A 24067-nucleotide genomic window follows, 5' to 3' on the forward strand; every position below is an offset into this window, starting at 1 on the left:
ATCTGATTGATAAATCTCGTCTTCTATTGATGTTTAGGTAAGACAATAATAAATTCGGTTCCTTCTTCTAAATCAAGATTGAGCTTCAATGTCCCACCATGCTGACCCACAACAATATCATGACTGATTGATAAGCCAAGACCTGTTCCTTCTCCCGGCGTTTTTGTTGTTACGAAAGGGTCAAAAATTTTCTCTTTTAATTCTTGCGGAATACCAACACCATTATCCCGAATACGAATTTCTAATTTATTGCCTTCAAGAACATTAGTCGAAATCCAGACTTGCGGTGAATAGTTCGAGTTCTCAGATTCTTGATTCTGCAATTCATGGTGCCTATGCACCGCATCAAAGGCATTCTCAAGAAGATTAATAATTACTCGACTCAATGCAGCAGGTAGAACCTGAACTTTTTGAATTTGAGAATCATAATTCTGATGAATTTTGGCATTAAACAAATGATGTTTTGCTCGACGGCTATGGTATGCAAAATCAATAGCTTCAGCAATCAGTTCATTAATTAAAACGTCTTCAACAATACCATTATCAGAACGGGCATGTTGCATCATACTCGAAATGATTTGAGACGCCCGCTGTCCATGTTTTAATGTTGCGGCTGCATTGTCATTTAAAAATCCAATCAATTCGCTAATATTAGCGGCACTATCAGCCGGAAGCTGGTCAACATTATTATTGATTTCTGTTTTTAGCTCATCCATTAATTCTTGAGAACTTTCGGCGAAGTTGATCACAAAGTTCAATGGATTACGTAATTCATGGGCAATGCCAGCAGTGAGATTTCCCAATGATGCTAATTTTTCTTGAGCAATCATTTGGGTCTGGGTACGTTGTAGCTGCTCTACTGTTTTATGTAAAACGGCATTCTGGGATTCAATTTGTTTATTGAGAGCGCGTAATTTGAGCTGGATGCGGAGACGGGCCAGAACTTCATCTTGTTGAAAAGGCTTTGTGATGTAGTCCACAGCACCAACGGATAATCCTTTAACTTTATCTACAGTCTCAGCAAGAGCTGTCATAAAAATGATGGGAATGTCTTTTGTTTCTGGTAATGCTTTGAGAGCTTGGCAAGTTTCAAAGCCGTCCATGCCAGGCATCATAATATCGAGCAAGATTAATTCGGGCTGTTCATAGGCAATTTTCTTCAGGGCACTTTGACCATCTTTCGCAACTCGGACGCTATAGCCAACCCGGGTGAGAAATTTCGACATCATGCTGAGGTTGACGGTATTGTCATCGACCACAAAAATGACTTCTTGTGTGGTCGATGAGTCATCCAAGGAAGAATCTTGCTCTGGCACTGCGTCTAAATTACTCATAGCTCTCTAGTAGATTGGGCTTGATATTGCTGAATAATGCTCAAAATCTTCTCGTCTTCAAATTCTTCAGCTTTTTGTATCAGTAGCTGGGTTAGGGGAAGGTATTGGGGATGTTCTGAGCCAAAGGTCTCGGCGATCGCCCGGACACCATTTAAGTCACCCTTATTTACTAAATCAATAATTTGCTCTAAAAACTCAGGGGGCGGTTTAATTGCTGTGGATAGTAATGGCTGACTATTAGCTTCTAGAGGGTGATGAACCATTTCATTATCAGAGTTATTCTCACCATACTGCCACTTTAGATCGAGAAGCTGCTGTAATTTGTCGAATAATGAAGAGGCATTAATAGGCTTCGGCAAGAAATCATTACACCCAGCTTTTTGGCTTGCTTCTTGATCCATACTAAAAACGCTCGCAGAAGAAGCAAGAATCATCAAATGTTGCCACTCTTGATGTTGACGAATCTGCCGGGTCATTTCAAATCCATCTAATACAGGCATTACTAAATCGGTAATGATAATATCTGGCTCGTTTTCACTAATTTCCTCAAGGGCGATCGCTCCATTCTCCGCTTCATGAATGACAAAACCTACAGGCTCTAACAAATGACGAACAACTGAACGATTTTCCCACCGATCATCTACCACCAGAACATGACGAACTTTACCTTCATAACCCACAATATGGGAGGTCTTAGACGGTAGAATATCTTGTCCAATCCAGCTCTGAGCCTCTAGAAACTCAGCTTCAAAGGAAAAACTACTCCCTTTTCCGAAAGTACTTTGGACTTTCAATTCAGAACCCATCATCTTAAGAATTTTGACTGTAATGGCTAGCCCTAAACCCGTGCCTTCAAAATTTCTGGAATAATCCCCAGCCTGTTCAAAAGGCAAACAAATCTGATCGATTTCATCTTCGGTAATACCAATACCAGTGTCTTCAATAGTGAATTTCAGCGTCCATTTCCAATTCCGACAGACTTCATCAGAGAATTGATCATCCTCTACCATTTCTATCTCTAAAGGTTGAGGGGCACTCAATGTTTCAACGCGGAACGTTACCCCACCGGCATCAGTGAATTTGACAGCATTACCAATAATATTGAGTAATATTTGTCTTAATCGTTTTTCATCAGCTTGAATCGAAGGAGGTAAATTTGAGGAGGCAATGTAATTAAAAGAGATTTCTTTCTGTTCTGCCTTAATTCGAAAAACTTCAATAATTTCATGTAAAAAAGGAGCCAACAAAAAGTCATCTACACAGAGCGTTAATTTTTGAGCTTCGATTTTTGATAGATCTAAAATGTCATTAATTAGCGTTAAAAGATGTGTCCCACATTGATGAATGATATTAATACCATGCTGTTGATTAGGGCTTGTTGTTATGTCTCGTTGCAGAATTTGGGCATATCCTAAGATGCCGTTTAATGGGGTACGCAACTCATGGCTCATATGGGCTAAAAATTCGCTTTTCGCACGGTTAGCCGCTTCCGCAGCATCTCTGGCTAAACTTAATTCTTGGGTCCGCTGAACAACTCGTTCTTCTAAATCTTCATTGGCTATTCTGAGGGCTTTTTCAACGCGCTTTCGTCCAACTAAATACACAGCTCCGCAGCCCATGCTGATAAAAATCAAGCTGAGGAGAAGGAGCCAGTACCGATATTTATAGAGGATTTGGGCAAGACTCACTTTGCCCCAATCTTCATAGGGACGTACCCTTAATTCCCGCAAGGTGTCATGGACAGACTGATAATTTTCTGGGATAGTCCACCCTTCATATTTTCCGGCGATCGCCGCAGGATGGTTGGCTGGAATTTTCATCAGGGCGATCGCCACTAATTCGGCCAAACCATCAGGAGTACCAGGCATCACCGCCATCGGCCATTCCGGATACAGTTGAGTACTCAGGGCAAACGGGAAGGTCTCTGCATATTGCGTTTGCTGATTGAGCACCACAAAATCATCCAGATCAATTTTGCCTTCAGCAGTCATCCGCTCAAGGGTATCTGTGCGTACGGTGCCAGCATCAACTTTCCCATCTCGCACCGCATACACTACATCATCATGGCTGCCCGCAAACTCTAAACTCTTCAACTGAGTGTAGGGATCTATCTGTGCCTCTTTAAAAGTTGACCATGCCATCTGCCAGCCGCCAAAGGCAATCTCACTGACCGCGATAAATTGTTTGCCTTTGAGGTCTTCAAGAGTCTGCAAATCTGGGCGATCGCGACGCCGGAAAATTACAGCACCAAATTCGGTATAAGGCTTACCTAACCTAAGATTTTTGAGAGTCGCAATACGACGAGCACCATACACCCACTCCAATTCCACATACATCCCTGGATTGGGCAAAACAAAATCGACCTGCCCAGTTGCCACCGTTTCTTCCATCGAATCAAAGGCCAAAGGAATCAAACTAAACTGATAACCTGGAATTTCTTCATTCAAATAATCTAGAGTTGGCTGCCATTTTGCTTGAGTTTGCGCAACTCCTCGTATGGCCATCACTCCAACATTCACCGACTTTAATTCTTGCTGAACTAGCGCTTCAGACTGTCGCTCTGTAGCATTTTCTGTCTCTGCCATTATGGCGATACAGCCTACGCCAAATATGCCGATATATGCACTACAAGCAACAGTAGTGGAAATAAAAAAAAGTCGACTTATAATCACCTTTGGATTCATCAATAATCCCTAAAACTAATTCTCAAAAATCCTATTAATCTCTATTTTTCAACTACAAGAATAATGTAAAAATCAAAACCTATTCTTTTATTCAGATTGCCTCAGCGACTTCTCAAGTAATAGATTGACTTCTTCAGTAGTTAATGGTTTTGCAAATAAATAGCCTTGGGCATAAGCACAATTTAACGCCTTTAAAATGCGTGCTTGCTCATCATATTCCACACCTTCAGCAATCACATCTAAATTCAAAGCATGGGCAAGGGCAACAATTGTTTGAGCAATTTCAAAGTCCTTATCTTGCTTTTCAATTTCATCCACAAAAGACTTATCTATTTTTAAAGTGTTGATGGGAAATGCCTTGAGGTAAGCAAGAGAAGAGTAACCCATACCGAAATCATCAATAGATAACAAGACCCCTAAATTTCTGAGTTGCTCTAAATATTCAGCTCCAGTTTTTGCCCCTCTTTGGATTAATACGGTTTCCGTAATCTCTAGTTTGAGGGCGCCTGGTGCTAATTTAGTTTGCGCTAACGTCTGTTTGATCAAGTTCGTGATATCGTCATTCCATAACTGCACGCCTGAAAGATTCACACTGATAAACTCAAGCTCAGTATAACTTTTTTGCCATTGAGCAAATTGGCAACAAGCTTCTTGAAGAACCCATTTACCAAGGGGAATAATCAGCTTCGTCTCCTCTGACATTGGGATAAAATCAATCGGCGAGATCCAGCCTTTTACAGGATGTTGCCAGCGTACTAGTGCTTCAAAGCCTGATACTTTTCCTGTGGTGAGATTAACAATTGGTTGATAATTCAGCTGTAATTGTTCTGTGCCTAAAGCTTTACGTAGCTCTGTTTCTAACTCCAAGCGATGGGTAACCCCTGCTTGCATACTTGTGTGGAAAAATTGGATTGCTTTATTGCCAATTAAATCATCTGCTCTTTTAGCTTCATGCATTGCTGTATCAGCTGCGCGAAGAAAGTCTGTGGGTTGTCCAGTACAAGTCGAGTTACTAACAACACCTATATATACTTTAGAGCTGATTTGAGAATCATTAATGATTATAGGTTGGCTTAAAGTATCGTAGATTTCAATTGATTTTTGCTCGACCTTTTCTAATTCTTCGAAATCATGCAGTAGAATAGCAAATTCATCAAAATTAATTCGGGCGATCGTATCACTATCTCCTACAAGATTTCGCAAAAGATTGGTCACTTCTTTAGCTAGCTGATCACTAAAATGATGTCCTAAACCATATTTCACTAATTTAAAAGCGTCAAGATGAATATATACAATGGCAAAAGGACTTTGGCGCTGTTTCCACCACTCCATACATTGACGAATTCTACCGATCAAATGATTTTGATTAGGCAGTCCAGTTAATTCATCATAAAAAGCCTGGATTTCTAGTTTTTTTAGTGCTTCTTGGAGTTGATCTTTTTGTTCACGCAAACGTTGTACGGATTCAATCGTTTTATCGATCGTAATGGCAAGATCCTGAAAATCGATAGGTTTGGTAATAAAGTCAAAGGCTCCTTCATTCATTGCAGTTCTGATATTTGGCATATCGCCATATGCAGAAATCACAATGGATTTTAAGGTTTCATCTCGCTTCGATAGATACTTCAGCAAAGTCAAACCGTCCATTTTCGGCATATTTAAATCCGTCAGAACAAGATCAATATCTGCATCGCCCTCTAAAATTTCTAAGGCCTCTTCACCATTATGGGCATACAAAAATTCAAGTTCATTCGCTCTAATTTGAGCTCTGAAACGCTGAGCGATCAAATGTTTGAGGTCAACTTCATCATCCACCACTAGGATTCTAGCTCTTTGCAATTTTTGATCCACCTCTATTCCCTGTTCCCAATGAAGCCTGCTTTTAATAAGTATAAATTTTCAAGAAAAAATATCGTCCTAATATTAATAAATTTAAGATGACTTTGCATAATTGTCGTTGTAAGCATTAAAACTCTTACTATAAGTAGTTGCAATTTTCAATGCCGTGCATTTTCTTTAACAAGAAAATTTGTCATGCAATAGCTGAAATATATAAAGTTCTCGTATAGCGTCTCAGTATATTTTCTATGAATTAGTTCACTTTTTGCAGAAAGTAGAGAATTATTTTTAGGGAATATTAACAGTTGAATAGTTTGTTGTCTTTTGTTGCATAGAAAAGCTTGATTGAAGCTTTGTTTCCTGCGTAGTATCAAAATATGTGCGGCTCGAATTAATACAGGGCGGGTAAAGTTGAGCTACCCGATTTTCATCGATAGGATGTGGATCACACCCATAGTGTGGAAATGAAGAGTATCATCGATCCGTTAAAGGTAAATTCCTATACAAAATACTAGGTTATTACAGTCTCCAATTCGCAATCCAGTAGACTCGATGCAACCCAAAAATCTCGGACAATATGGTGATCAAAAGTCAGAGATAGAAAGGATATCTTATTTTCCTCAGAAACGACTCAAGCTATTTCCACGCTTTGGTGCGATTGTCATATTGGCATTGGTTTACTATGGCATCGCAGAAATCTCTCGTCATATTGCAGCGACACCACAAGACGTGACTCCTGTTTGGCCTCCCGATGGATTTGCCTCTGCCGCCACTCTAATTTTTGGGTATCAGGTTTTACCAGGGGTTTTAATTGGCTCATTTCTCGCAAATATTTGGGCTTTTTTTAATGGTGATAATCCGTATACGGCGATCGCCTCTGTCTTACAAGTTTTAGGCATTGCAATAGGGACAACAGTCGGAACAGGAATTGGGAATTACTTATTGCGTCGATTTATCCGCAGTGACAACCCTTTCACAAGATTAGATGGCGTCTATATATTTTTGATTTGCACAAGCGCAGTGGCACCGATGATCAATGCAACATCTGGAGTCACAAGTTTATGCCTAGGCGGTCAAGTTCCTTGGACAGCATTTAGTGATGTTTGGTTTGTTTGGTGGATTTCAAACGTTTCAGGTATCTGTATCTTTACGCCTGCATTACTAAGTTTTCATCAACTATATCGCCAAGAAATCGCCTCTTTATTTACCTTCAACACATTTTCCAATATCATTCCAAACATTAGGAATAAACTGGCACCATTTAAACAAAGATTACTTGAAGTCAGTAGCCTACTCAGTATTGTTCTTTTTATTGGTTATGTTTCTTTTTATCAACAACAGCATTTAGAATATATATTAATTCCTTGCCTAGTGTGGGCTGTACTCAGGTTTGGTCAATTTGGTGCAACCAATTTAATCGTAATTATTACAACTATTGCGACACTAGGAACAGTAAGAGGTCTTGGGTCATTTGCTAGTCAAAACCTCAATAATTCATTAGTCCAATTACAATCTTTCATTGTTGTAATTGTTGTGACAACTTTAAGCTTACTCGCCATACTATCGGAAAAGCGACAGGCATTTAGAAAGTTAAAACAGTCAGAAATAAGCTTGACCGAAAGAACAAACCAGCTTGAGCATAGCCAAGCTAAACTTAATGCCGCTGCCTCAGTTTTAGAACAGCAAAATATCGACCTTTTCGAAGCAAAAGAAATTGCTGACCAGGCTAATAATGCGAAAACAGAATTTCTTTCTAATATGAGTCACGAGTTGAGGACTCCTTTAAATGCAGTTCTCGGTTTAGTTCAGCTTTTAAAAAGTTCTAATAATCTCAATGCATTAGAACGATCAGATCTTCAAACTGTCCATGATTCAGGCATACATTTACTTTATCTGATCGAAGATATTCTTGATATCTCTAAAATCGAATCGGGAAAAATGGAGCTTCAATTCCAAGAAATTCATCTAGAAACATTCCTGAAAAAAATAATTGCGATAATTCAGGTTCAAGCAAACAATAAAAAGCTTGATCTTATCTGTGAGTTTTCAGAAGATTTGCCTAAGAATATACGTGCAGATAGAAAAAGATTAAAACAAGTTCTGATCAATCTACTCAACAATGCTGTCAAATTCACGAAAAAAGGTCATGTCATATTTCGGGTTTACACAGACCGCATAGAAACCGGAACAGAAAAAAGCAATTCTTTTGCCTCAATTCGTTTTGAGATAGAAGATTCTGGTGTCGGCATTCGTCCAGAAAAATTAGAATCCATTTTCTTGCCATTTGAACAAACTGGAGAGACAAAATTCAAGGTAAAAGGCACAGGTTTAGGACTAGCAATTAGTCAAAAAATCATCAAAATGATAGGCGGTAAAATCACAGTGGATAGTCAAATTGGTGTTGGTAGCCGTTTTTTATTCACAGTTAATCTAGAGGTTTTACCGACAAAAATTGCATCTCAACGAGAGATGACATCGCCTAATCTTAGTTCTGTCAATGATCAGAGCTTAGCAAAAAAATTGCCGCTAAATATTCTTTTAGCTGAAGATAATATGGTCAATCAAAAGGTCGCTTCTAGGGTATTAGAGAGATTGGGTTATCGCATTGATATTGTAAATAATGGTTTAGAAGTTTTAGAGATAACTCGTAAGCAGATGTACGATGTCGTTTTAATGGATATTCAAATGCCTGAAATGGATGGTATTGAAGCAACAAAACATCTTTTAGATTCGGAATATCGTCCTTATATTATTGCGCTAACGGCTAATGCGATGAGTAGCGATCGCCTTGTTTGTTTAGCGGCAGGAATGAACGATTATCTGAGTAAACCAATCAATATTGAGTTGTTGGTCGAAGCTCTATGGCGATCGCCGATGGGTAGACGAGTCAGTCAAGAAAGTAAAAAGTAATAATGAAAGTTAATTTTGTGACTGGCTGACTCAATCCATGGCGATATATTCTTTTTGTGGCAAGGATTCAGTTACAAGTTGAGGTCGATTGTTCTTTGAACTCTTGCGACGAAGTATCAAAATATGAGCGGCCGGAATATAGTAAAGTGCGAGCAATGTTGCACCGCCTAAACCTCCTGCAAGGGCGATCGCCAAAGGTGGCCAAAATCCTGTGGGGTCAAGCACTAATGGCGTAAAACCAACAATGGTGGTGAAGGTGGTGGCAAGGACATGGCGAGTCGCTTGTAGAACCACTTTTGCAGTGGCGCGATAATTTCCCTGTTTGGCTTCTGGATCTTCGCGGAGGGCGGCCAGCACAACAATGGAGTCGTTAATGGCGAGTCCCATCAGACCAAGGCTTCCTAGGATTGCGGTGAAGCCAAAGAGAGAATTGAACATGAGTAATGCCAAAGCGCCAAGACCAATGGTGCAAATAGCAACAGTCCCGATTAACGCGGCAAAACCAAAGGAGTTAAACGACAAAATCAGGGTGGCAGCCATCATCACAAATAACACACCGACAGTTCCCAGCAAGCCACTGACCGCAGAACCTTGGGCATCGGCTTCGCCACCATAAGCCAATCGATATCCTTGGGGCAATTCAAAGCTAATGTCTTCGAGATGTTGATTAAATTTGCCGAGAACTGTAGCCGGTAACGCTCCGGCTTCGAGATAGCCCAAGACTGTGTTGACTCGCTCGCCGTCATAGCGGTTAATCTGAGCCAAACTCGGTACAAAATCAACTGTGGTGATCGCCCCCAGAGGAACAATATCTCCCGTGGTAGGAGACACTAGATTAAGGGATTGAATTTTATCGAGGTTTTGGCGATCACCGTCTGTTACGCGCACTCGGATGGGTAATTCTTCAGTATCTTCGAGGATGGAACCGCCAACGGAACCTTCGAGCAATGTCTGCAATTGGTTGGCGATGGTTGCATAGTCTAATCCCACCCGTCGCGCCTGTACCTCATCCACCTGTAATGATAATTTCGGCACAACTTCCGACAAATCTGCTTGGGTATGAATCACTTGATCCATTTTGGCTAGTTCGCCCCGTAGTTCATTCCCGATTTCTCGCAATTGATTAAAGTCGGAGCCGTACAACCGCAATTCGATCGGCGCTTCAAAGGGTGGCCCTTGTTCGAGTTGGCGCACTAAAACTTGAGATTGGGGAAATGCCGCATCTAGCTCTATCTGCAACTCCTGAATCGTTTGTTGTAATGTCTCGGTCGAATTCATCTGCACCACGCCTTGGGCATAATTGGGCGCATTATCGCGATCTTCGATCACGTTATAGAAAAATGCGGGTGCACTCTTCCCAAAGAACCAATGCACATCATCTACATCGTCATGGTCGCGAATTAGTTCTCTTGCAGCCATCGCTTGTTTTTGGGTTTCGGCGATCGCCGTTGAGGCTGGCATAGTGAACTCAATTTGGAATTGGTCGCGGTTAGTGGGCGGGAAAAATTGTTGATCGAGCTTACCGAACTGACTAAATCCCAAAATGGGCAAAATCAAGCAAATTCCAACGGTTAACCATGGACGACGAAATAATTGATTTAAACTCCAACCATAGGCTTTTGTGAGATCCTTATTCGCAAAACCTGATTGCAACCATTGCCAAGGAGCACGCCTCGGTAACCATACATTGAGCTTGGCGATGAGCGCCACAATCACGGTCAACGACAAAAATAATGAACTAATCACTGCCAAGATTACGGTTGAACCAATCGCTCCAATAAATTCTCCTGTTGCGCCTGGAGAAAGTGCGATAGGACAAAAAGCCAAAACGGTGGTCAGAGTTGAAGCTAAGAGCGGCACAAATAAATGTTTAACGGTTTGATGGACAGCTTCGGCAGGGCTCGAGCCTTTTGCGAGACGATGTTGTACCTCATCCACTGCCACGATCGCATTATCAATCAACAATCCCAGCGCGATAATAATGCCCGTTACTGACATCTGATGCAGTGGGATTTTGAGCATCCCCATAAAGCCAAATACCATCAAAGTGGCCAAAGGTAGCGCCGCCCCAACGATTAGAGCCGATTGCCAACCGAGCATAATCAACGAAATCAGCACAACCAAACTCGAACTCAAGATCAAGTTGTCGATTACGCCATCAAGCCGTTGTTTCACATAGATACTTTGATCAAGAACGGTCTGTAGCTCAATGCCATCGGATAAATTCGCCTCAAATTCACTCACTACTTTTTTTGCTGTTTCTGCCCATAAGTCCACCCGATAATTAGATTCCACTGTCGCCGCGAGGGCGATCGCCGGACGACCATTAATAAACGTAATTTCTGAGGCAGGGTCTTCAATGCCTTTTTCGATTTGGGCAATGTTGCCGAGAGTTTGAGTTTGGCCAGTACGGTCAATTTTGATAGGAATATCCCGAATCCGCGCCAAAGAATCTAAGGCACTATCAATTTCAATGAGCAATTCTGTGTCGTCACTGCGCAGTTGTCCCGCTGCCACTTTTGCATCACTCGCCCGAATTTGTTGGGCTAAACCCTGAGGTGTTAAACCCAACCGAGCCAATTCTGAGGAGGTAATATTAATGCGAATTTCCTCAGGTACATCTCCAAATAGCTCAACCTCTTTGGTTCCCGGCAAGGCTCGCATTCGATCCGAGAGATTTTCCCCCACTCGCCGCAAAATATTGTAATTAGGCTCGCTATCCAACTCCCAAGTCAAACCTAAAATCAACGCATTCGCTGAAGCTGTACCATCCTCATACTCAGGCTCTTGGGCATCGCTAGGCAACAATGGCACAATATCATTCAGCTTGCTCCGCACCTCCGACCACACCGGGTCAACATCGATAATACTTTCTGCTAATTCCACCTGCACAATCGAAATATTACGGCTGGAGGTGGAAACCAAACTCGTAATTTCTTCTAGCTCAAATAGTTCTTCTTCAATCTTTTCGGTGACCAATGCTTCCACACGTTCAGGAGTCGCACCGGGAAAAAGCGTCGTCACAGTACCAAAGCGTTGCACCAACTCTGGGTCTTCCATGCGCGGCAAAGTCAGAAACGCAGACATCCCCCAAACCACAATCAGCACAAGGGTCAGAATGAGAAGTTGAGTATTGCGGTAGAAAAGATTGAACATAGCGTATTTGTAGGGGCGTTTCGCGAAACGCCCCTACGGTTAATGGGTTGGGAATTATTGAATTTCGACAGCTTGGCCATTCACGATGCGATGGGTACCGCTGGTGATAATGCGATCGCCCTCTTGAAGTAGGCCTCGCACTAAACTGCGATCGCCCTCTGTGTGGAGCACCTCAACATCTCGCCGAGAAGCTGCATAATTTTCTGAGGAACTATCCAAAGCAAAGATTGACCAAAGACCTTTTTCACTGGGAATTAGCGCAGTCGAAGAGACCCAAAAACCTTCCATCTGTTGGGTCTCAGTTATATTCAGCTTTGCCGTTTCGCCAACTCGTAAATCCTGACTGGCATTCTGAATCTGTAAAATTGCCGTTACTGTGCGACTAGTTTCATCCAGCTCCGGCAATAAGCTGACAATGGTTGCATCAAAAATCTGACTACCTACCTGCACTTGTCGTCTCGAACCTTCTGATAATGTCTGAGCAACTTCTGGCGAAATGCCAATATGAGATTCCGGTAACCCTGCTTCAATTAACCGAAAAACAGGGCTTCCTACCCCGACAACCGTGCCTTGATCAATCAGGCGATCGCCTACCGTACCGCTAAAGGGCGCAAAAAGCTGACTCTTTGAAACTTGAATATCAACTTGTTTTATCTGGGCAGTGAGCTGTTGAACCTGTGCTTTTTGCGCGGCGATTTGTTCTGGTCTAGTGCCATTCACCAAGCGTTCCAGATTACTTTTAGCGACATCTAACCGACTCTGCAAAGAAGCTTCTGTGAATCGCTCCTGATCAAAAACCTCTAACGAAATCGCCCCAGATTCATAGAGCTCTGCACGACGTTGTGTTTTTAACTTTGCCAGTTCAATCTGATGCTCTAAATCCGAAATTTGACCCTGTGCTGCCACGATATCCTCAGATCTTGCCCCGTTCTCCAGCTCCGTTAATCTTGCCTGAGCCTGCATTTTCTGGGCAATAAGTTGTTCTTTTTGAGCTTGTAAACTGCGTGTATCAAGCTGACCCAAAAGCTGACCTCGCGTTACCCTTGTCCCTTCATCCACAAACAATTCGGTTACTGTGCCACCCTGTTCAAACCCCAGGTCACTACTCCGCCCCGACACAATTTCGCCTGTATAAACCCGCTCTGCCTGAAAACTATTAACAGACTCAACCTTTGCCACACTTACAGGCAATGCGTTTTCGACCTCAACAATGCCTGAGGAATTCGGCTCTGCATCAGATGCCGTTTGTCCTACTTGCAAAAAACTGAAGGCGATCGCCCCAAGCGGAAGCAACCCGATCAACCACCAACGATTCCAACTTTTTTTCGCATTAGCTGGCGTTACCTTCGGAGGATTATCATCCATCTCTGAAACCTGTGCGGCTAGCATTCCAGCATTTTTGGGTTCTTCTGCAAGCATGACCTGATATCCAAAATGTTTGTATACAACAAAATGTTATTCAACTTGTTGAATATATCCCCTGTAATCTATACTCAACTTATTGAATATGTCAACTTTATTTCCTGCGATAATCTCCCCCAAAACACCAATGGCTTTAGTTCACACAATTTTGACTCTCCTGCTGGAGAACCCATCTAGTGGCTACGACATCAGCAAACGCTTTGAGGATGGGATCAGTTGTTATTGGAATGCCAGCCAGCAGCAGATTTACCGTGAACTAACCAAGATGGATAAAGCAGGCTTAGTGGAACGGAAAGTGGTGCTACAGCAGGGTAAGCCAGACAAAAAAATTTATTCCATCACCGAAGAGGGGCATCAAAAAGTATTGGATTGGTGTTTGCAACCCACTGAACCAACCGTCATTCGCGAAGATTTGATGGTTAGGATTTTATTGACTCCACATGTCCCGAAGGAGCGAACTCTCGTGGAACTCCAGCGACGACGGCAGCTCCATATCGAGCAATTGGCATGTTATACAGAAAGTAAAAACTTCTATCTCGAACAAGGATACTTCTTTGAGGAAGAACCGACAAAATTAGATAAATATCGTTATTTGACTTTGTTACGGGGCATTCGTTTTGAAGAAAGTTGGGTAGCTTGGTGTAATGAAGTACTAGAAATTTTGCAGGCTGAAACAGACTAAAGAGTCTCTAAGAGGATGTCTAAAAAGGCTATTGGGGAAAGAAAAAGTTAGAGATTTAGTCTGAAAGAGTACTCAAATCCCTAACCGAAAAAGATGCCTCTATCCTATCCAACAGACCTTACCGATGAACAATGGTCTCTTATCGAAACCTTATTACCTCCAGCGAAATCCGGCGGTCGTCCTCGTTCTATTAATCTACGCTGTGTTCTCAATGCCATACTCTACGTTTTGAGGGGTGGTATCGCATGGCGGTTGTTGCCTCATGATTTTCCTAAGTGGCAAACGGTTTACCACTACTTTCGCCAATGGCGTAACGACGGCACTTGGCAAAGGATTAACCCTCAGCTTCATCAGTGGGAGAGAACGATGAGTCATGACCTCCCTCTTCTCCAAGCTATGGGGTGGTGGATTCTCAATCGGTGGATACCGCAACAATGATTCACCAAGATGTCGGTGTGGATGGCAACAAACGCATCAAAGGTCGTAAACGCCATGTGATGGTTGATAGCTTGGGCATCCCTCTAGCAGTGGTAGTCACCGCAGCTCATATCTCTGATATCAAAGGATTGCGATTCCTACTAGAGTGAGTTCAACATCTAGATTTAAATTTAGAGCGCCTCTATTTGCTCTATGTCGATGGAGGCTATCATGGCGCGAATCTCGTGCGCTGGGTGATGAATAGCTTCGGTTGGATATTGGAGGTTGTGTTACGTCCAAAAGAACAAAAGAGTTTTACTCCTCTACCAAGGCGATGGGTTGTAGAAAGAACCTTTGGCTGGTTTTATTGGTGCAGGCGTTTGAGTCGTGATTATGAATGTTCAACCGAAAGTGCAGAAGCTTGGATTTACATTGCCTCTATGCTTCTACTATTAAGACGATTAGCCTGAAACCAGACTTTTCAGACATTCTCTAAGTAATGGCATTATCCAGCGACAGGGAATGCAGTATGGCAGAGTCCTTACCCAGAGCACATCGCGAAAACTCGCTTTGTTGATTGGCATTAATGGATATCCTGGCGCAGATAAATTAGATGGTTGCGTTAATGATGTACAACTTCAGCAAGAGCTGCTGATTCATCGCTTTGGCTTTAACCCTAAAGATATTTTGACGGTGACCGATGAAACCATTAATAAACCGACCAGAGAAAATATTCTCCGCGCCTTTGAAGAACATTTAATCAAGCAAGCGAAACCTGGTGATGTAGTCGTCTATCACTACTCAGGGCATGGCTCCAAAGTCCGAGCAGAAGACGAAAATAGCACCTTTGTGCCGCTCGATAGTCAATGGAAAAGTGGGCGTAGTGCAAAAGAAATCACCGTTGACGACATCATGGGGCACACCCTTTATTTGTTGATGTCCGCAATCCAAACAGAACATTTCACAGCAGTATTAGATTCCTGCTATTCCGGTGGTGGCACTAGGGGCAACACAAAAATTCGATCTATTGAACGGGATCTCGAAGAAATGAATGTTTCACCTAGCCCGAAAGAATTGGCGTACCAAGATTATTGGCTCAATAAATTAGGGATGAGCCGCGAGGAATTTAAACGGGGATACGAAGAAACCGTCGCGAAGGGGATGGTTTTAGCCTCGGCTCAAGAATATGAACTGGCGGCAGATGGCACCAATGTCGGTTATCCTGCTGGCGCATTTACCTATGCATTAACGCAATATTTGTGGCAGGCGACAGGCCGAGATCCACTCTTTACGGTAATGCGAGGCGTGGGCTTAGGGACTAATCGTATCTCTAGCACGAAGCAACACCCACTTTATTATTTTATTATGATGTGAGGCTTCTAGCTAAGCCTCGTCGCAATATGAAGAATCACCTGATGCTTTGGCGTGACAAAGTTTTGGCCCGCAAGCGAGCTTTGATTGAGACAGTCATTGACCAACTGAAGAATATTTCTCAGATTGAGCATTCCCGCCACCGCAGTCCTGCCAACTTTTGTGTCAATCTACTTTGCGGTCTCATTGCCTATTGTCATCAGCCCAATAAACCTTCTCTAAAACTTGATTAGAAGCTTCTTTTCCTATCCCGAACTCACGTTACTCAGGGAAAAAGAAGCATCATTCCCTTAAAGCTCAAATAGTTATTGCTTGGCAGTGGGCACAGATTATCTGTTGTGACTGTGAGAAAGGTAGCACCCATGACTTCAAACTACTCAAAAAGAGTAGAGTCCATTTTCAGCAGGGACAATTCTGCCTTGCCGACGCTGGATATCAAGGTCTACACAAACGGCATCAGTGGAGTCACACTCCTCAAAAAAAGCCTAGAGGAGGAGAGTTGACTGCGGAGCAGAAACAGGAAAATCAGCTCTTAGCAGCTCAAAGAATCATCATTGAGATGGTATTCAGAATGCTCAAAAGATTTCGTATATTATCCAGTCGATATCGTAACCGCCGTCGGAGATGGGGATTAAGACTTAATCTCATTGCGGGTCTCTACAATTTTGAATTGCCATAACCTTTTGCAAGAGGTCAAATGCAAAGAGACCAGGAAAATTCCTTTACGATGTGGGGTGGGTCAATAACTCAGGATAGCCATGCGCACAATTGCCGCCATCAACGAAAAAATTCTTACGAAACAGGCTGTGGTCTGGACTGTGGCAGAAGTAAAGGCAAAGGTCGCAGAGTGGGGAATCAAAAAAATTGCCGAAACGGTTGATGTCGTTACAACAGGGACTTTCGAGCCAATGGAATCCTCGGGAGCAATGCTCAATCTTGGGCATACTGACCCACCGATCAAAATTCGAAAATGTTGGTTAGATGGTGTGCCAGCCTATCCTGGCCTCGGAGCTGTAGATATTTATCTTGGGGCAACGATGCCAGAAGATTTAAGTGAGCAGGAAATCAGCATCAACGAAAGTGGCGATCGCCTCATTCCGCAACGAGGGGGAGGTCATGTCATCGAATCCCTTATCGCTGGCAAACCTGTTCATCTACGGGCGATTGGTCAGGTGACAGACTGTTATCCTCGTAGCAGTTGGGACAACAACATCACCAAGGATCAAATCAATCAGTTTTATTTGTTTAATCCTCGCAATCTCTACCAAAATTTCATTGTGGGCGTTAATGGTGGCGATCACACGCTACATACTTATCTGGGGCCTTTACAACCGCGCCTCGGGAATGCTGTCTATGCCTGTTCCGGAGCTATTTCACCCTTATTAAATGATCCAGATTTAAATCTAATTGGTGTTGGCACAAAAATCTTTTTAGGAGGAGGAATCGGATACGTCGCTTGGGAAGGAACCCAACATTTTCCGCTCCAAAAACGGCTACCAAATGGCACGCCTCTAGGGCCAGCCGCCACGTTAGCTCTGATCGGCGACGCCAAACAAATGGATACTCGGTGGGTGCGGGGCTGTTATTTCACAAAATATGGGCCATCACTGATGTTAGGTGTGGGTGTGCCTTTGCCTGTGCTCAATGAAACGGTAATTGAAAAATGTGCGGTACAGGACAAAGAAGTAGTGGCACCAGTAATAGACTTTTCGATTCCACGGCGAGTAAGGCCCACGTTTGGTTTGGTTAGCTATGGCCAACTGAAAACAGGGCATCTCACCATCGATGGCAGAACGGTCAAAGTTGCACCGGTGACTAGCTTATATTTATCCGACCAAGTGGCAGTTACCCTTAAAGAATGGATTGAGGCAGGAGATTTTACTCTCACAGAACCTGTTGCCCCAATTACTGGCGATCGCCCTTTCCTAAGTCAAGAGCAGTGGACCCCAACAATGTAGTTATTCGACACTCGTTTTCAGGGCTGATCTGCCGAAATATTGAGATGTCTTATAGGAACAGTCAGTGATGCTATCCCTTGCGCTCCCAGAATTGAATCAGTATGATTTGATGAAGTTTTTTTGTCAACCCTGTGCCAAACCGGGAGAATTGGGTCACGACGTATTATGACTGACACAGCACCAGACACGGGTAGTAGTAGTGATCCGATTATTCAGACATTGCAGCGTGCTTACGCGGCTTCGTTTGAGCTAGAGCTACTCAAAGGCAGTGAACGCAATCGTGGTATTCAGGCGATCGCCGATGCCCTTGAGGCCCAAATCCCTGCCATCCTAGAGGCCAATACCCTCGACCTCGAAGCCAGCCGGGAAATGGCCGTTTCAGAATTAATTTTGAATTGGCTCAAACTCACACCAGAGCGACTGACCGAAACAGTAGAGCTTCTGCGACAACTAGTAGACCTCACCGATCCGCTCCAACGGGTGAGCAATGCCCCCTACCAACTCAGCAGCTATCAGAGCTATTACCAGAGGATGCCCCTCGGTGTGATTACGCTCATTCATGAGGCCTTTCCAGAGTTGGGGGCGATCGCCGCCGGACTTTGCCTAAAAACAGGTAATAGCTTAGTGGTGCGCGGTTGTGGTGACGGCAGCAATTCCAATATTCTTATCACCCAAATTATGCAGATTGCCCTTGAGGAAGCGGGATTTCCAAAAGGCTGTATTGAGTTAGTTTCATCCGAGCAAGGTTGCACCATTCAAACGCTCGTCACGCAGGATCGCTACCTCAATTTAGTGATTCCCTATGGACGCCCTAGCTTAATTCAGCAAGTGGTACAACAAGCCACAGCTCCAGTTTTACGCACCACTATGGGGAATTGTTATCTTTATCTCTCTCCTACAGGTGACCCAGATTTAGCCCATTGGATTGTCGCAGATAGTCATCGCTATGAACCTGATGCAGTCAACGCCATCGAAAAGATTTTGATTAGTCCCGACCAAAAATCTTCAACTTTGATTGGCCTTTTTAAGTCACTCCAAGACCAAGGATTTCGATTAAAGGGGGATAGTGAACTGGTTTCTGAATATCCCGAACACCTTGACCCCACCCGCGGTACAGAATGGCGTTCCTCATACCTTGACCGAGTTGTGGCTTTTCGGATGGTGGACGATCTCTCAGCGGCGATCGCCCTGATTAACCGCTCGTCTGGGGGCCATGCAGATTGCATTGTGACGGAATCCTACCAAGAGAGTCGGCAGTTTGCGACGGAGATTGATAGCGCTTTAGTCTACGTCAACTCTTCCCCCAGATTTTCGCGCCATCCGCAAGGCAGTGACTCCGTTTTTCTGGGCATGTCTAACCAAAAAGGCAACCATCGCGGTTTGATTGGTTTAGAAAGCTTTACGACGGTGAAGCAGGTTGTCCAAGGAGATGGCAGAATTTAAGCGATCGCCTTTTTGTTTTTGGGAGTAAAGTCGCCCGTGTTTAAGCCTGTCACGCTGGGTTTTGTTGCAAGTTTATCCTTAAGCTCGCCTCTTCTCGCCCAAAATATTCGCACGAGCGATCGCCTCCACCTCAGCTATCCGCCCGCCACCCATCAAACTACTGCCGAACAAATCTTTTTTATTGGCTCCGCTCCTAGCAACGGCACAGTGACAATTAATGGGCAAAGCATCAACCGTAGTAACCTCGGACATTTTGCCCCTAGTTTGCCGCTACAAGTCGGCACCAATGAATTTACGATAGAGTTCCGCAACGCATCGGGCCAAACGACCCAACTACGCCGCACCATTACCCGCAAAGCGAGTACTCCTCCAGTTTCTAATAGCCTTAAAAATCTCTATCCTGCCGTTAATATTGCTCGCCAACCAGATGAGCTAATTTGCTTTCAAGCCCAGGCTCCTGCTGAAGCGCAGGTCAGTATCTCCCTCGCTAACCAAACAGTCTCACTTCAGCCACAGGACTCAGTGAGTTTGCCACCAAATTCTGCTGTATTGACCCTCACCAATGATGCTTTAGTTACGGGTTTTTCGGGGCAACATAAGGGTTGTGTCGCTTTTGAAAAAATCGGAAACCTCGGCAAGGCGACCTACACCATGACCCTCAATGGCGTCACAACAAGCGCGACAAGTGAAGGTGGTGTCGAAATTCTCAATACTCAAGCTCCTGAGGCGATCGCCGTAACATCATTAGCTGGGGTTGCACGGACGGGAGCCAGCACGAATTTTTCGCGATTAACACCTTTACCTCAGGGCACCCAAGCCAGCGTCACCGGAAAAGAAGGCGCATGGTTACGTTTGGACTATGGCGCTTGGATTAAAGCAGCTGAAACAACCACCCTATCGACGACAGTGCCGCCACGCTCCCTGATTCGTAGTGTACGATCGCAAACCTTTGCGGATCGAACCGACGTAATTTTCCCATTGCAAACGCTAGTCCCAGTAACTGTGCAGCAAAATGACGACACCTTTAGCTTGATTCTGCACAATACCGTCGCCCAAACAGACACCATTTATCTCTCCCAAAGCCCTGTAATTCGTCGCCTCGACTGGCATCCTGTCGATACGGACACAATTCGCTATGATTTTCGCCTCAAGCAAAGTCAGCAATGGGGTTACGAACTGCGATATGAAGGCACCAATTTAATTCTGTCCCTTAGACATCCTCCCAAACTCAGCGCTAATTCCCTCACTGGGGCAACGATTCTGCTCGATCCGGGGCATGGTGGTAATGAATCTGGCGCAGCGGGTTCGACGGGCTACCCAGAAAAAGCGGTTAATTTAGTGATTTCTCAAAAAATTCAAGCGGCTCTAGAGGCAAAGGGAGCAACGGTTAATCTTACGCGTACCACTGATATCGATGTGTCTTTAGGCGATCGCCAAAAAGCCATTCGTGAGCAAAAACCAACCCTAGCTCTATCTGTCCATTACAATGCCCTTCCCGATGCAGGGGACGCAGAAAACACGGCAGGTATTGGCATGTTTTGGTATAACGCCCATGCCCATGATTTGGCGCAATTTCTCCATGACGAGTTAGTCCAAAACTTAAATCGCCCTTCCTACGGTGTGTTTTGGAATAATTTGGCATTAACTCGACCCCATGAAGCACCCAGTGTCTTGCTCGAATTGGGATTTATGATTAATCCCACTGAGTTTGAATGGATTACCGATCCCCAAGCGCAAGATCAACTCGCTCAGGCGATCGCCACAGCTATTGAAGTGTGGTTACAGCAAAAAACAGAATTTTGAAATTGGGTATTTCCTTTTGAAGCTAAGCATTTCTAGTCGTTGAATAATTCCTTAAGATGAAAACTAAAGTATCAGAAAAAATCAGTCCAACTCTCATTCAACAAATCCTTATTCCATATGAATCAAAGAATACAGCCTATCTTAAAGCCGCTAATATTATTTCTAGGAGCTCTGATTTAGATCAAGATCAAACAAAAGGTAGCAATGATTATGTAATTCAAGGGGATTTTGAGATTACTGAGTCTTGTTATATCGATGACACTGGTCATTTCAACGCTGTTGAATTTAATATTTGCTATAACCAAATTTTTTATGTCGCCATAGCTAATGCCTGTTTCGATCAATCGTTTCAGTATTTACGAGACATGACATTAGAAGAATTTTATAAAAAACAGCTTCCTAACATTTATATTACCCGTCTTGAAAGCCACTATAAAAAGACAATTTCTCCAAAAAATTTTGAAGGCATCTTAAGTATAAAAAAAGCCAGAAAAATCAGAGATGTTATTTTTTTTAGAACACAAATAGATTTCACAGATCATAACGAAGGATTAGCTTACGGAGAAGTAGATGTTGTGATCACCTAAGTACTAAAACTCTTGTGATTTTAATTGGTGGGGATAACCTCTAGTTCTTCCCCAACACTCACTTCCCGTTTGAGCTGGGCATAAGCGCGGTTGTAATCGGTAATGGCTTGTTCAAGGTTATTGCGAGCCGTGGTTAACTCTGTCTGAGCCGAAATAACATCGGTTTGAGTACCGACCCCAGCTTTAAATCGCATTCTCGCTAACCGCAAACTTTCTTCTGCCAACTCCACTGCAATAGAGGCTGTCTCAATGTTGCGATCGCTAGCAGCGAGATTGTAGTAGGCGGTTTCAACGGCAAACCTAATTTGGTCGCTTTGATTGGTAAACCGGTTCTCGGCGATCGCCTTATCAACTTCCTCTTGATCCGCACTAGCAGTGGCAGCTCCACCATCAAACAAATTCCAGCGTACCCTTGCCCCAACAGTAAAACCATCGGCAAGGTCAAGATCATCATCGTAGACATCTAGCACATCGTAATTCGCAAACACACTAATTTGTGGACGAATATTCGCGAGGGCAACTTGCTGTTGGAACCCATCAATTTCTCGCTGCAAAAGTTGTTGGCGTAATTCTTCTCGCTGTTGGAGCGCCAATAAAATACTATCTTCGAGGGACAAATCCCAACGCCCAGCGATATCAATTTCATCAGCTGCACGAGGATCAATATTACTTTGCAGATTGAGGAGTTGTGCCAATTGCCGACGTACAGTGCTTTGGTTCGCATAAGCACGCGTTAATCGCTGTTGAGCATTAGCCACTTCCACTTGGGCTCGCAACACATCAAACTTTGTACCGAGTCCAGCTTGCTCCAACAATTCTGCATCTCGCAAACTCTGAGAGGCATCCACAACGGCGCTTTCCTCAATGGCAGTTTGGGCATCGGCACTCTGCAAGTCGTAATAGGTGGTAGCCGCCGCTAACCGCGTTTCTTTAGTGATTCGATCAATATCTAATTCTGTAATTTTGAGTTGGGTTGAAGCGGCGTCAATTTGCCCAGAGCGTCGCCCGCCAGTGTAAATGTCGTAGTTTAGTTCAAGGCGACTGGTGAGGGAGGTAATAAAGTCAGATTCGTCGTTCCCAAATTGTTCTGCTTGTAACTCAGCACTAGCTGTTTCAGCATTCGTAAAATCGGTTTGACTCGTAAGGGTCGGATATTCAGCGGCGATCGCCTCCCGGAGTTGGAATTTCGAGCGCTCATAATTTAACTGCGCCTCACGAAGATCTTGGTTAGCATCGAGAGCTTGATCAATCACTTCGGTCAAAGTGAGGTCAACAATATTGCTCGCCTGAACATCTTCAATATCGATGGGAGGAAGGAGAAGCTCATCACGCACTGGGTCGAGGAGCATTTGTAGCTCTTCATTTATCCGCAACTCTTCCGGAATTTCACTAACGCGGGGCAATCTACGGGAATTCTCAGAGCTCGCAGTCGAAGGTACTTCAATAACTTCGGGAGCAATTTCTGCTTCAATATTTTCGCTGGGTAAGTCAGCGGTGGCTTCTATCTCTTCCTCTTCTGCTGGGGCGATCGCCGACTCTTCAACTACTTCCGTCGTCTCAACTACTTCCGTCGTCTCAACTACTTCTGTCGTCGCAGACTCATCAACAGCTGTTTCAGTGGGGAGAGGGGATGTAGACTCCGTTTCTTCGGTAATAGTCACAGCCTCATCAATAACCTCGTCTGTTGAGGTAACGGTGGGGCTGTCAATAACTTCTGGCTCTGTAGCCGATTCTTCTATCTCTGTGGCCGATTCCTCGACTTCCTCCACTGGCGTTTCAGTGGGCAAAGTCGGCACCGTATCTCGTTGTTCAGGTGTCTGAGCAATAAATGTCACTTCGGTGTCAGGCTGAGGTTGCTCAAAAACAACTGTTTCCGGGGTAACAACAGCCGTGCCAGAAATTTTCGGTGGGGCGATCGCCGTGGTGGAGAGAGAGCCGAGATGCATATAAGCTTTCCGGCGGGCAGGTGCTGCGGGTGTGACCGTTACAACTTCAGGAGCAGTTTCGATCGTTTTCGAAATTAACGTACCTCGATGGGGAATCATGCTCATCGGCAGTTCGAGCTGAGACTGTTCCAGAGAAACTGAGGCTGGAGCTACAGGAAATTCTTCGGCGATCGCCAAACCTCCTGAGCCAAAAATTACAACGCTGCTAGTACTGATTGTGAGGAGTTGGCGGTAGGCAAGCATTAATTTCTTTGGGGGATCAGGAGCTGAAGATCAAGCGATTCCGTAACATTGCACAGGCTCAATGCAGGCAAAAAAGGAAACTAATGTCATAGTTTAAGCCAAAAAAACTCAAAACGACTATCGACATCAAATATCACTAAGTTACAGAACATTAACTGAAGTGTAACGAGATTTTTGGTAAAACAGCTTAAGATTTCTGGCATTTTTTTTAAGATTGCCCAAAGTTAATGGAACATTCCAGCGCGAATTCACACAAAACTCACAATCCAGAA

General features: G+C 43.8%; 14 protein-coding genes and 2 pseudogenes. 10 read left to right on the forward strand and 6 right to left on the reverse strand.

The genetic code is table 11. The features are described from left to right. Positions 1–23: 23 nt before the first annotated feature. The 3 genes from LEPTO7376_RS21175 to LEPTO7376_RS21185 all read right to left on the reverse strand — a co-directional run bounded on the left by LEPTO7376_RS21175 (position 24) and on the right by LEPTO7376_RS21185 (position 5869). On the reverse strand, positions 24–1334 hold the full coding sequence (locus tag LEPTO7376_RS21175; protein WP_015136065.1) for a response regulator: 1311 nt from the start codon (positions 1332–1334) through the stop codon (positions 24–26). Then, on the reverse strand, positions 1331–3919 hold the full coding sequence (locus LEPTO7376_RS24020; protein WP_160148542.1) for a PhnD/SsuA/transferrin family substrate-binding protein: 2589 nt from the start codon (positions 3917–3919) through the stop codon (positions 1331–1333). The genes LEPTO7376_RS21175 and LEPTO7376_RS24020 overlap by 4 nt, the downstream gene beginning before the upstream one ends. 186 nt (positions 3920–4105) lie before the next feature. Then, positions 4106–5869, reverse strand: a complete 1764-nt coding sequence (locus LEPTO7376_RS21185; protein WP_015136067.1) for a bifunctional diguanylate cyclase/phosphodiesterase — start codon at positions 5867–5869, stop codon at positions 4106–4108. A 540-nt stretch (positions 5870–6409) separates the two neighbouring features. Between LEPTO7376_RS21185 and LEPTO7376_RS21190 the strand changes: the two genes are divergently transcribed. Further along, on the forward strand, positions 6410–8767 hold the full coding sequence (locus LEPTO7376_RS21190; protein ID WP_015136068.1) for an MASE1 domain-containing protein: 2358 nt from the start codon (positions 6410–6412) through the stop codon (positions 8765–8767). 30 nt (positions 8768–8797) lie between these two features. On the opposite strand, the gene LEPTO7376_RS21195 is transcribed toward LEPTO7376_RS21190, so the two are convergent. Then, positions 8798–11923, reverse strand: a complete 3126-nt coding sequence (locus LEPTO7376_RS21195) for an efflux RND transporter permease subunit (protein WP_015136069.1) — start codon at positions 11921–11923, stop codon at positions 8798–8800. A 54-nt stretch (positions 11924–11977) separates the two neighbouring features. Further along, the gene (locus tag LEPTO7376_RS21200) at positions 11978–13342 is read right to left on the reverse strand and encodes an efflux RND transporter periplasmic adaptor subunit (protein WP_015136070.1); all 1365 of its coding nucleotides are present in this window, start codon (positions 13340–13342) and stop codon (positions 11978–11980) included. Between the two features lie 130 nt (positions 13343–13472). Between LEPTO7376_RS21200 and LEPTO7376_RS21205 the strand changes: the two genes are divergently transcribed. From LEPTO7376_RS21205 to LEPTO7376_RS21240, 9 genes and pseudogenes are all read left to right on the forward strand, one after another. Further along, the gene (locus LEPTO7376_RS21205) at positions 13473–14027 is read left to right on the forward strand and encodes a PadR family transcriptional regulator (protein WP_015136071.1); all 555 of its coding nucleotides are present in this window, start codon (positions 13473–13475) and stop codon (positions 14025–14027) included. 93 nt (positions 14028–14120) lie between these two features. Continuing rightward, a pseudogene (locus LEPTO7376_RS21210) lies at positions 14121–14914 on the forward strand (IS5 family transposase). A 52-nt stretch (positions 14915–14966) separates the two neighbouring features. Beyond that, positions 14967–15818, forward strand: a complete 852-nt coding sequence (locus LEPTO7376_RS21215) for a caspase family protein (protein WP_015136072.1) — start codon at positions 14967–14969, stop codon at positions 15816–15818. A gap of 17 nt (positions 15819–15835) precedes the next feature. Beyond that, a pseudogene (locus LEPTO7376_RS21220) lies at positions 15836–16048 on the forward strand (transposase); the annotation flags it as partial. Between the two features lie 14 nt (positions 16049–16062). Continuing rightward, positions 16063–16494, forward strand: coding sequence for a transposase family protein (locus LEPTO7376_RS25330; RefSeq protein WP_225901232.1), 432 nt, complete (start codon positions 16063–16065; stop codon positions 16492–16494). Positions 16495–16573: 79 nt separating this feature from the next. Further along, a complete protein-coding gene (locus LEPTO7376_RS21225; RefSeq protein WP_015136073.1) occupies positions 16574–17773 on the forward strand; it encodes a homocysteine biosynthesis protein in 1200 nt (399 codons plus the stop codon). 165 nt (positions 17774–17938) lie between these two features. Beyond that, positions 17939–19216 (forward strand): glutamate-5-semialdehyde dehydrogenase, encoded by a 1278-nt coding sequence (locus tag LEPTO7376_RS21230; protein WP_015136074.1) that lies wholly within the window; start codon positions 17939–17941, stop codon positions 19214–19216. A gap of 36 nt (positions 19217–19252) precedes the next feature. Next, entirely contained in the window at positions 19253–21019 is a 1767-nt protein-coding gene (locus tag LEPTO7376_RS21235) for an N-acetylmuramoyl-L-alanine amidase (RefSeq protein ID WP_015136075.1), read from the forward strand. Between the two features lie 56 nt (positions 21020–21075). After that, a complete protein-coding gene (locus tag LEPTO7376_RS21240) occupies positions 21076–21606 on the forward strand; it encodes an FcoT family thioesterase (protein WP_015136076.1) in 531 nt (176 codons plus the stop codon). Positions 21607–21626: 20 nt separating this feature from the next. Here LEPTO7376_RS21240 and LEPTO7376_RS24025 read toward each other — a convergent pair whose 3' ends face one another. Then, on the reverse strand, positions 21627–23795 hold the full coding sequence (locus LEPTO7376_RS24025; RefSeq protein ID WP_015136077.1) for a TolC family protein: 2169 nt from the start codon (positions 23793–23795) through the stop codon (positions 21627–21629). Positions 23796–24067 lie beyond the last annotated feature (272 nt).

Source organism: [Leptolyngbya] sp. PCC 7376, assembly GCF_000316605.1.
Taxonomy (GTDB): domain Bacteria; phylum Cyanobacteriota; class Cyanobacteriia; order Cyanobacteriales; family MRBY01; genus MRBY01.

Coding starts and splice junctions, on each gene's coding strand:
- LEPTO7376_RS21175 (WP_015136065.1), bottom strand. CDS start 1,334: ATGAGTAATTTAGACGCAGTGCCAGAGCAAGATTCTTCCTTGGATGAC.
- LEPTO7376_RS24020 (WP_160148542.1), bottom strand. CDS start 3,919: ATGGCAGAGACAGAAAATGCTACAGAGCGACAGTCTGAAGCGCTAGTT.
- LEPTO7376_RS21190 (WP_015136068.1), top strand. CDS start 6,410: ATGCAACCCAAAAATCTCGGACAATATGGTGATCAAAAGTCAGAGATA.
- LEPTO7376_RS21195 (WP_015136069.1), bottom strand. CDS start 11,923: ATGTTCAATCTTTTCTACCGCAATACTCAACTTCTCATTCTGACCCTT.
- LEPTO7376_RS21200 (WP_015136070.1), bottom strand. CDS start 13,342: ATGCTTGCAGAAGAACCCAAAAATGCTGGAATGCTAGCCGCACAGGTT.
- LEPTO7376_RS21205 (WP_015136071.1), top strand. CDS start 13,473: ATGGCTTTAGTTCACACAATTTTGACTCTCCTGCTGGAGAACCCATCT.
- LEPTO7376_RS21215 (WP_015136072.1), top strand. CDS start 14,967: ATGCAGTATGGCAGAGTCCTTACCCAGAGCACATCGCGAAAACTCGCT.
- LEPTO7376_RS21225 (WP_015136073.1), top strand. CDS start 16,574: ATGCGCACAATTGCCGCCATCAACGAAAAAATTCTTACGAAACAGGCT.
- LEPTO7376_RS21230 (WP_015136074.1), top strand. CDS start 17,939: ATGACTGACACAGCACCAGACACGGGTAGTAGTAGTGATCCGATTATT.
- LEPTO7376_RS21240 (WP_015136076.1), top strand. CDS start 21,076: ATGAAAACTAAAGTATCAGAAAAAATCAGTCCAACTCTCATTCAACAA.
- LEPTO7376_RS24025 (WP_015136077.1), bottom strand. CDS start 23,795: ATGCTTGCCTACCGCCAACTCCTCACAATCAGTACTAGCAGCGTTGTA.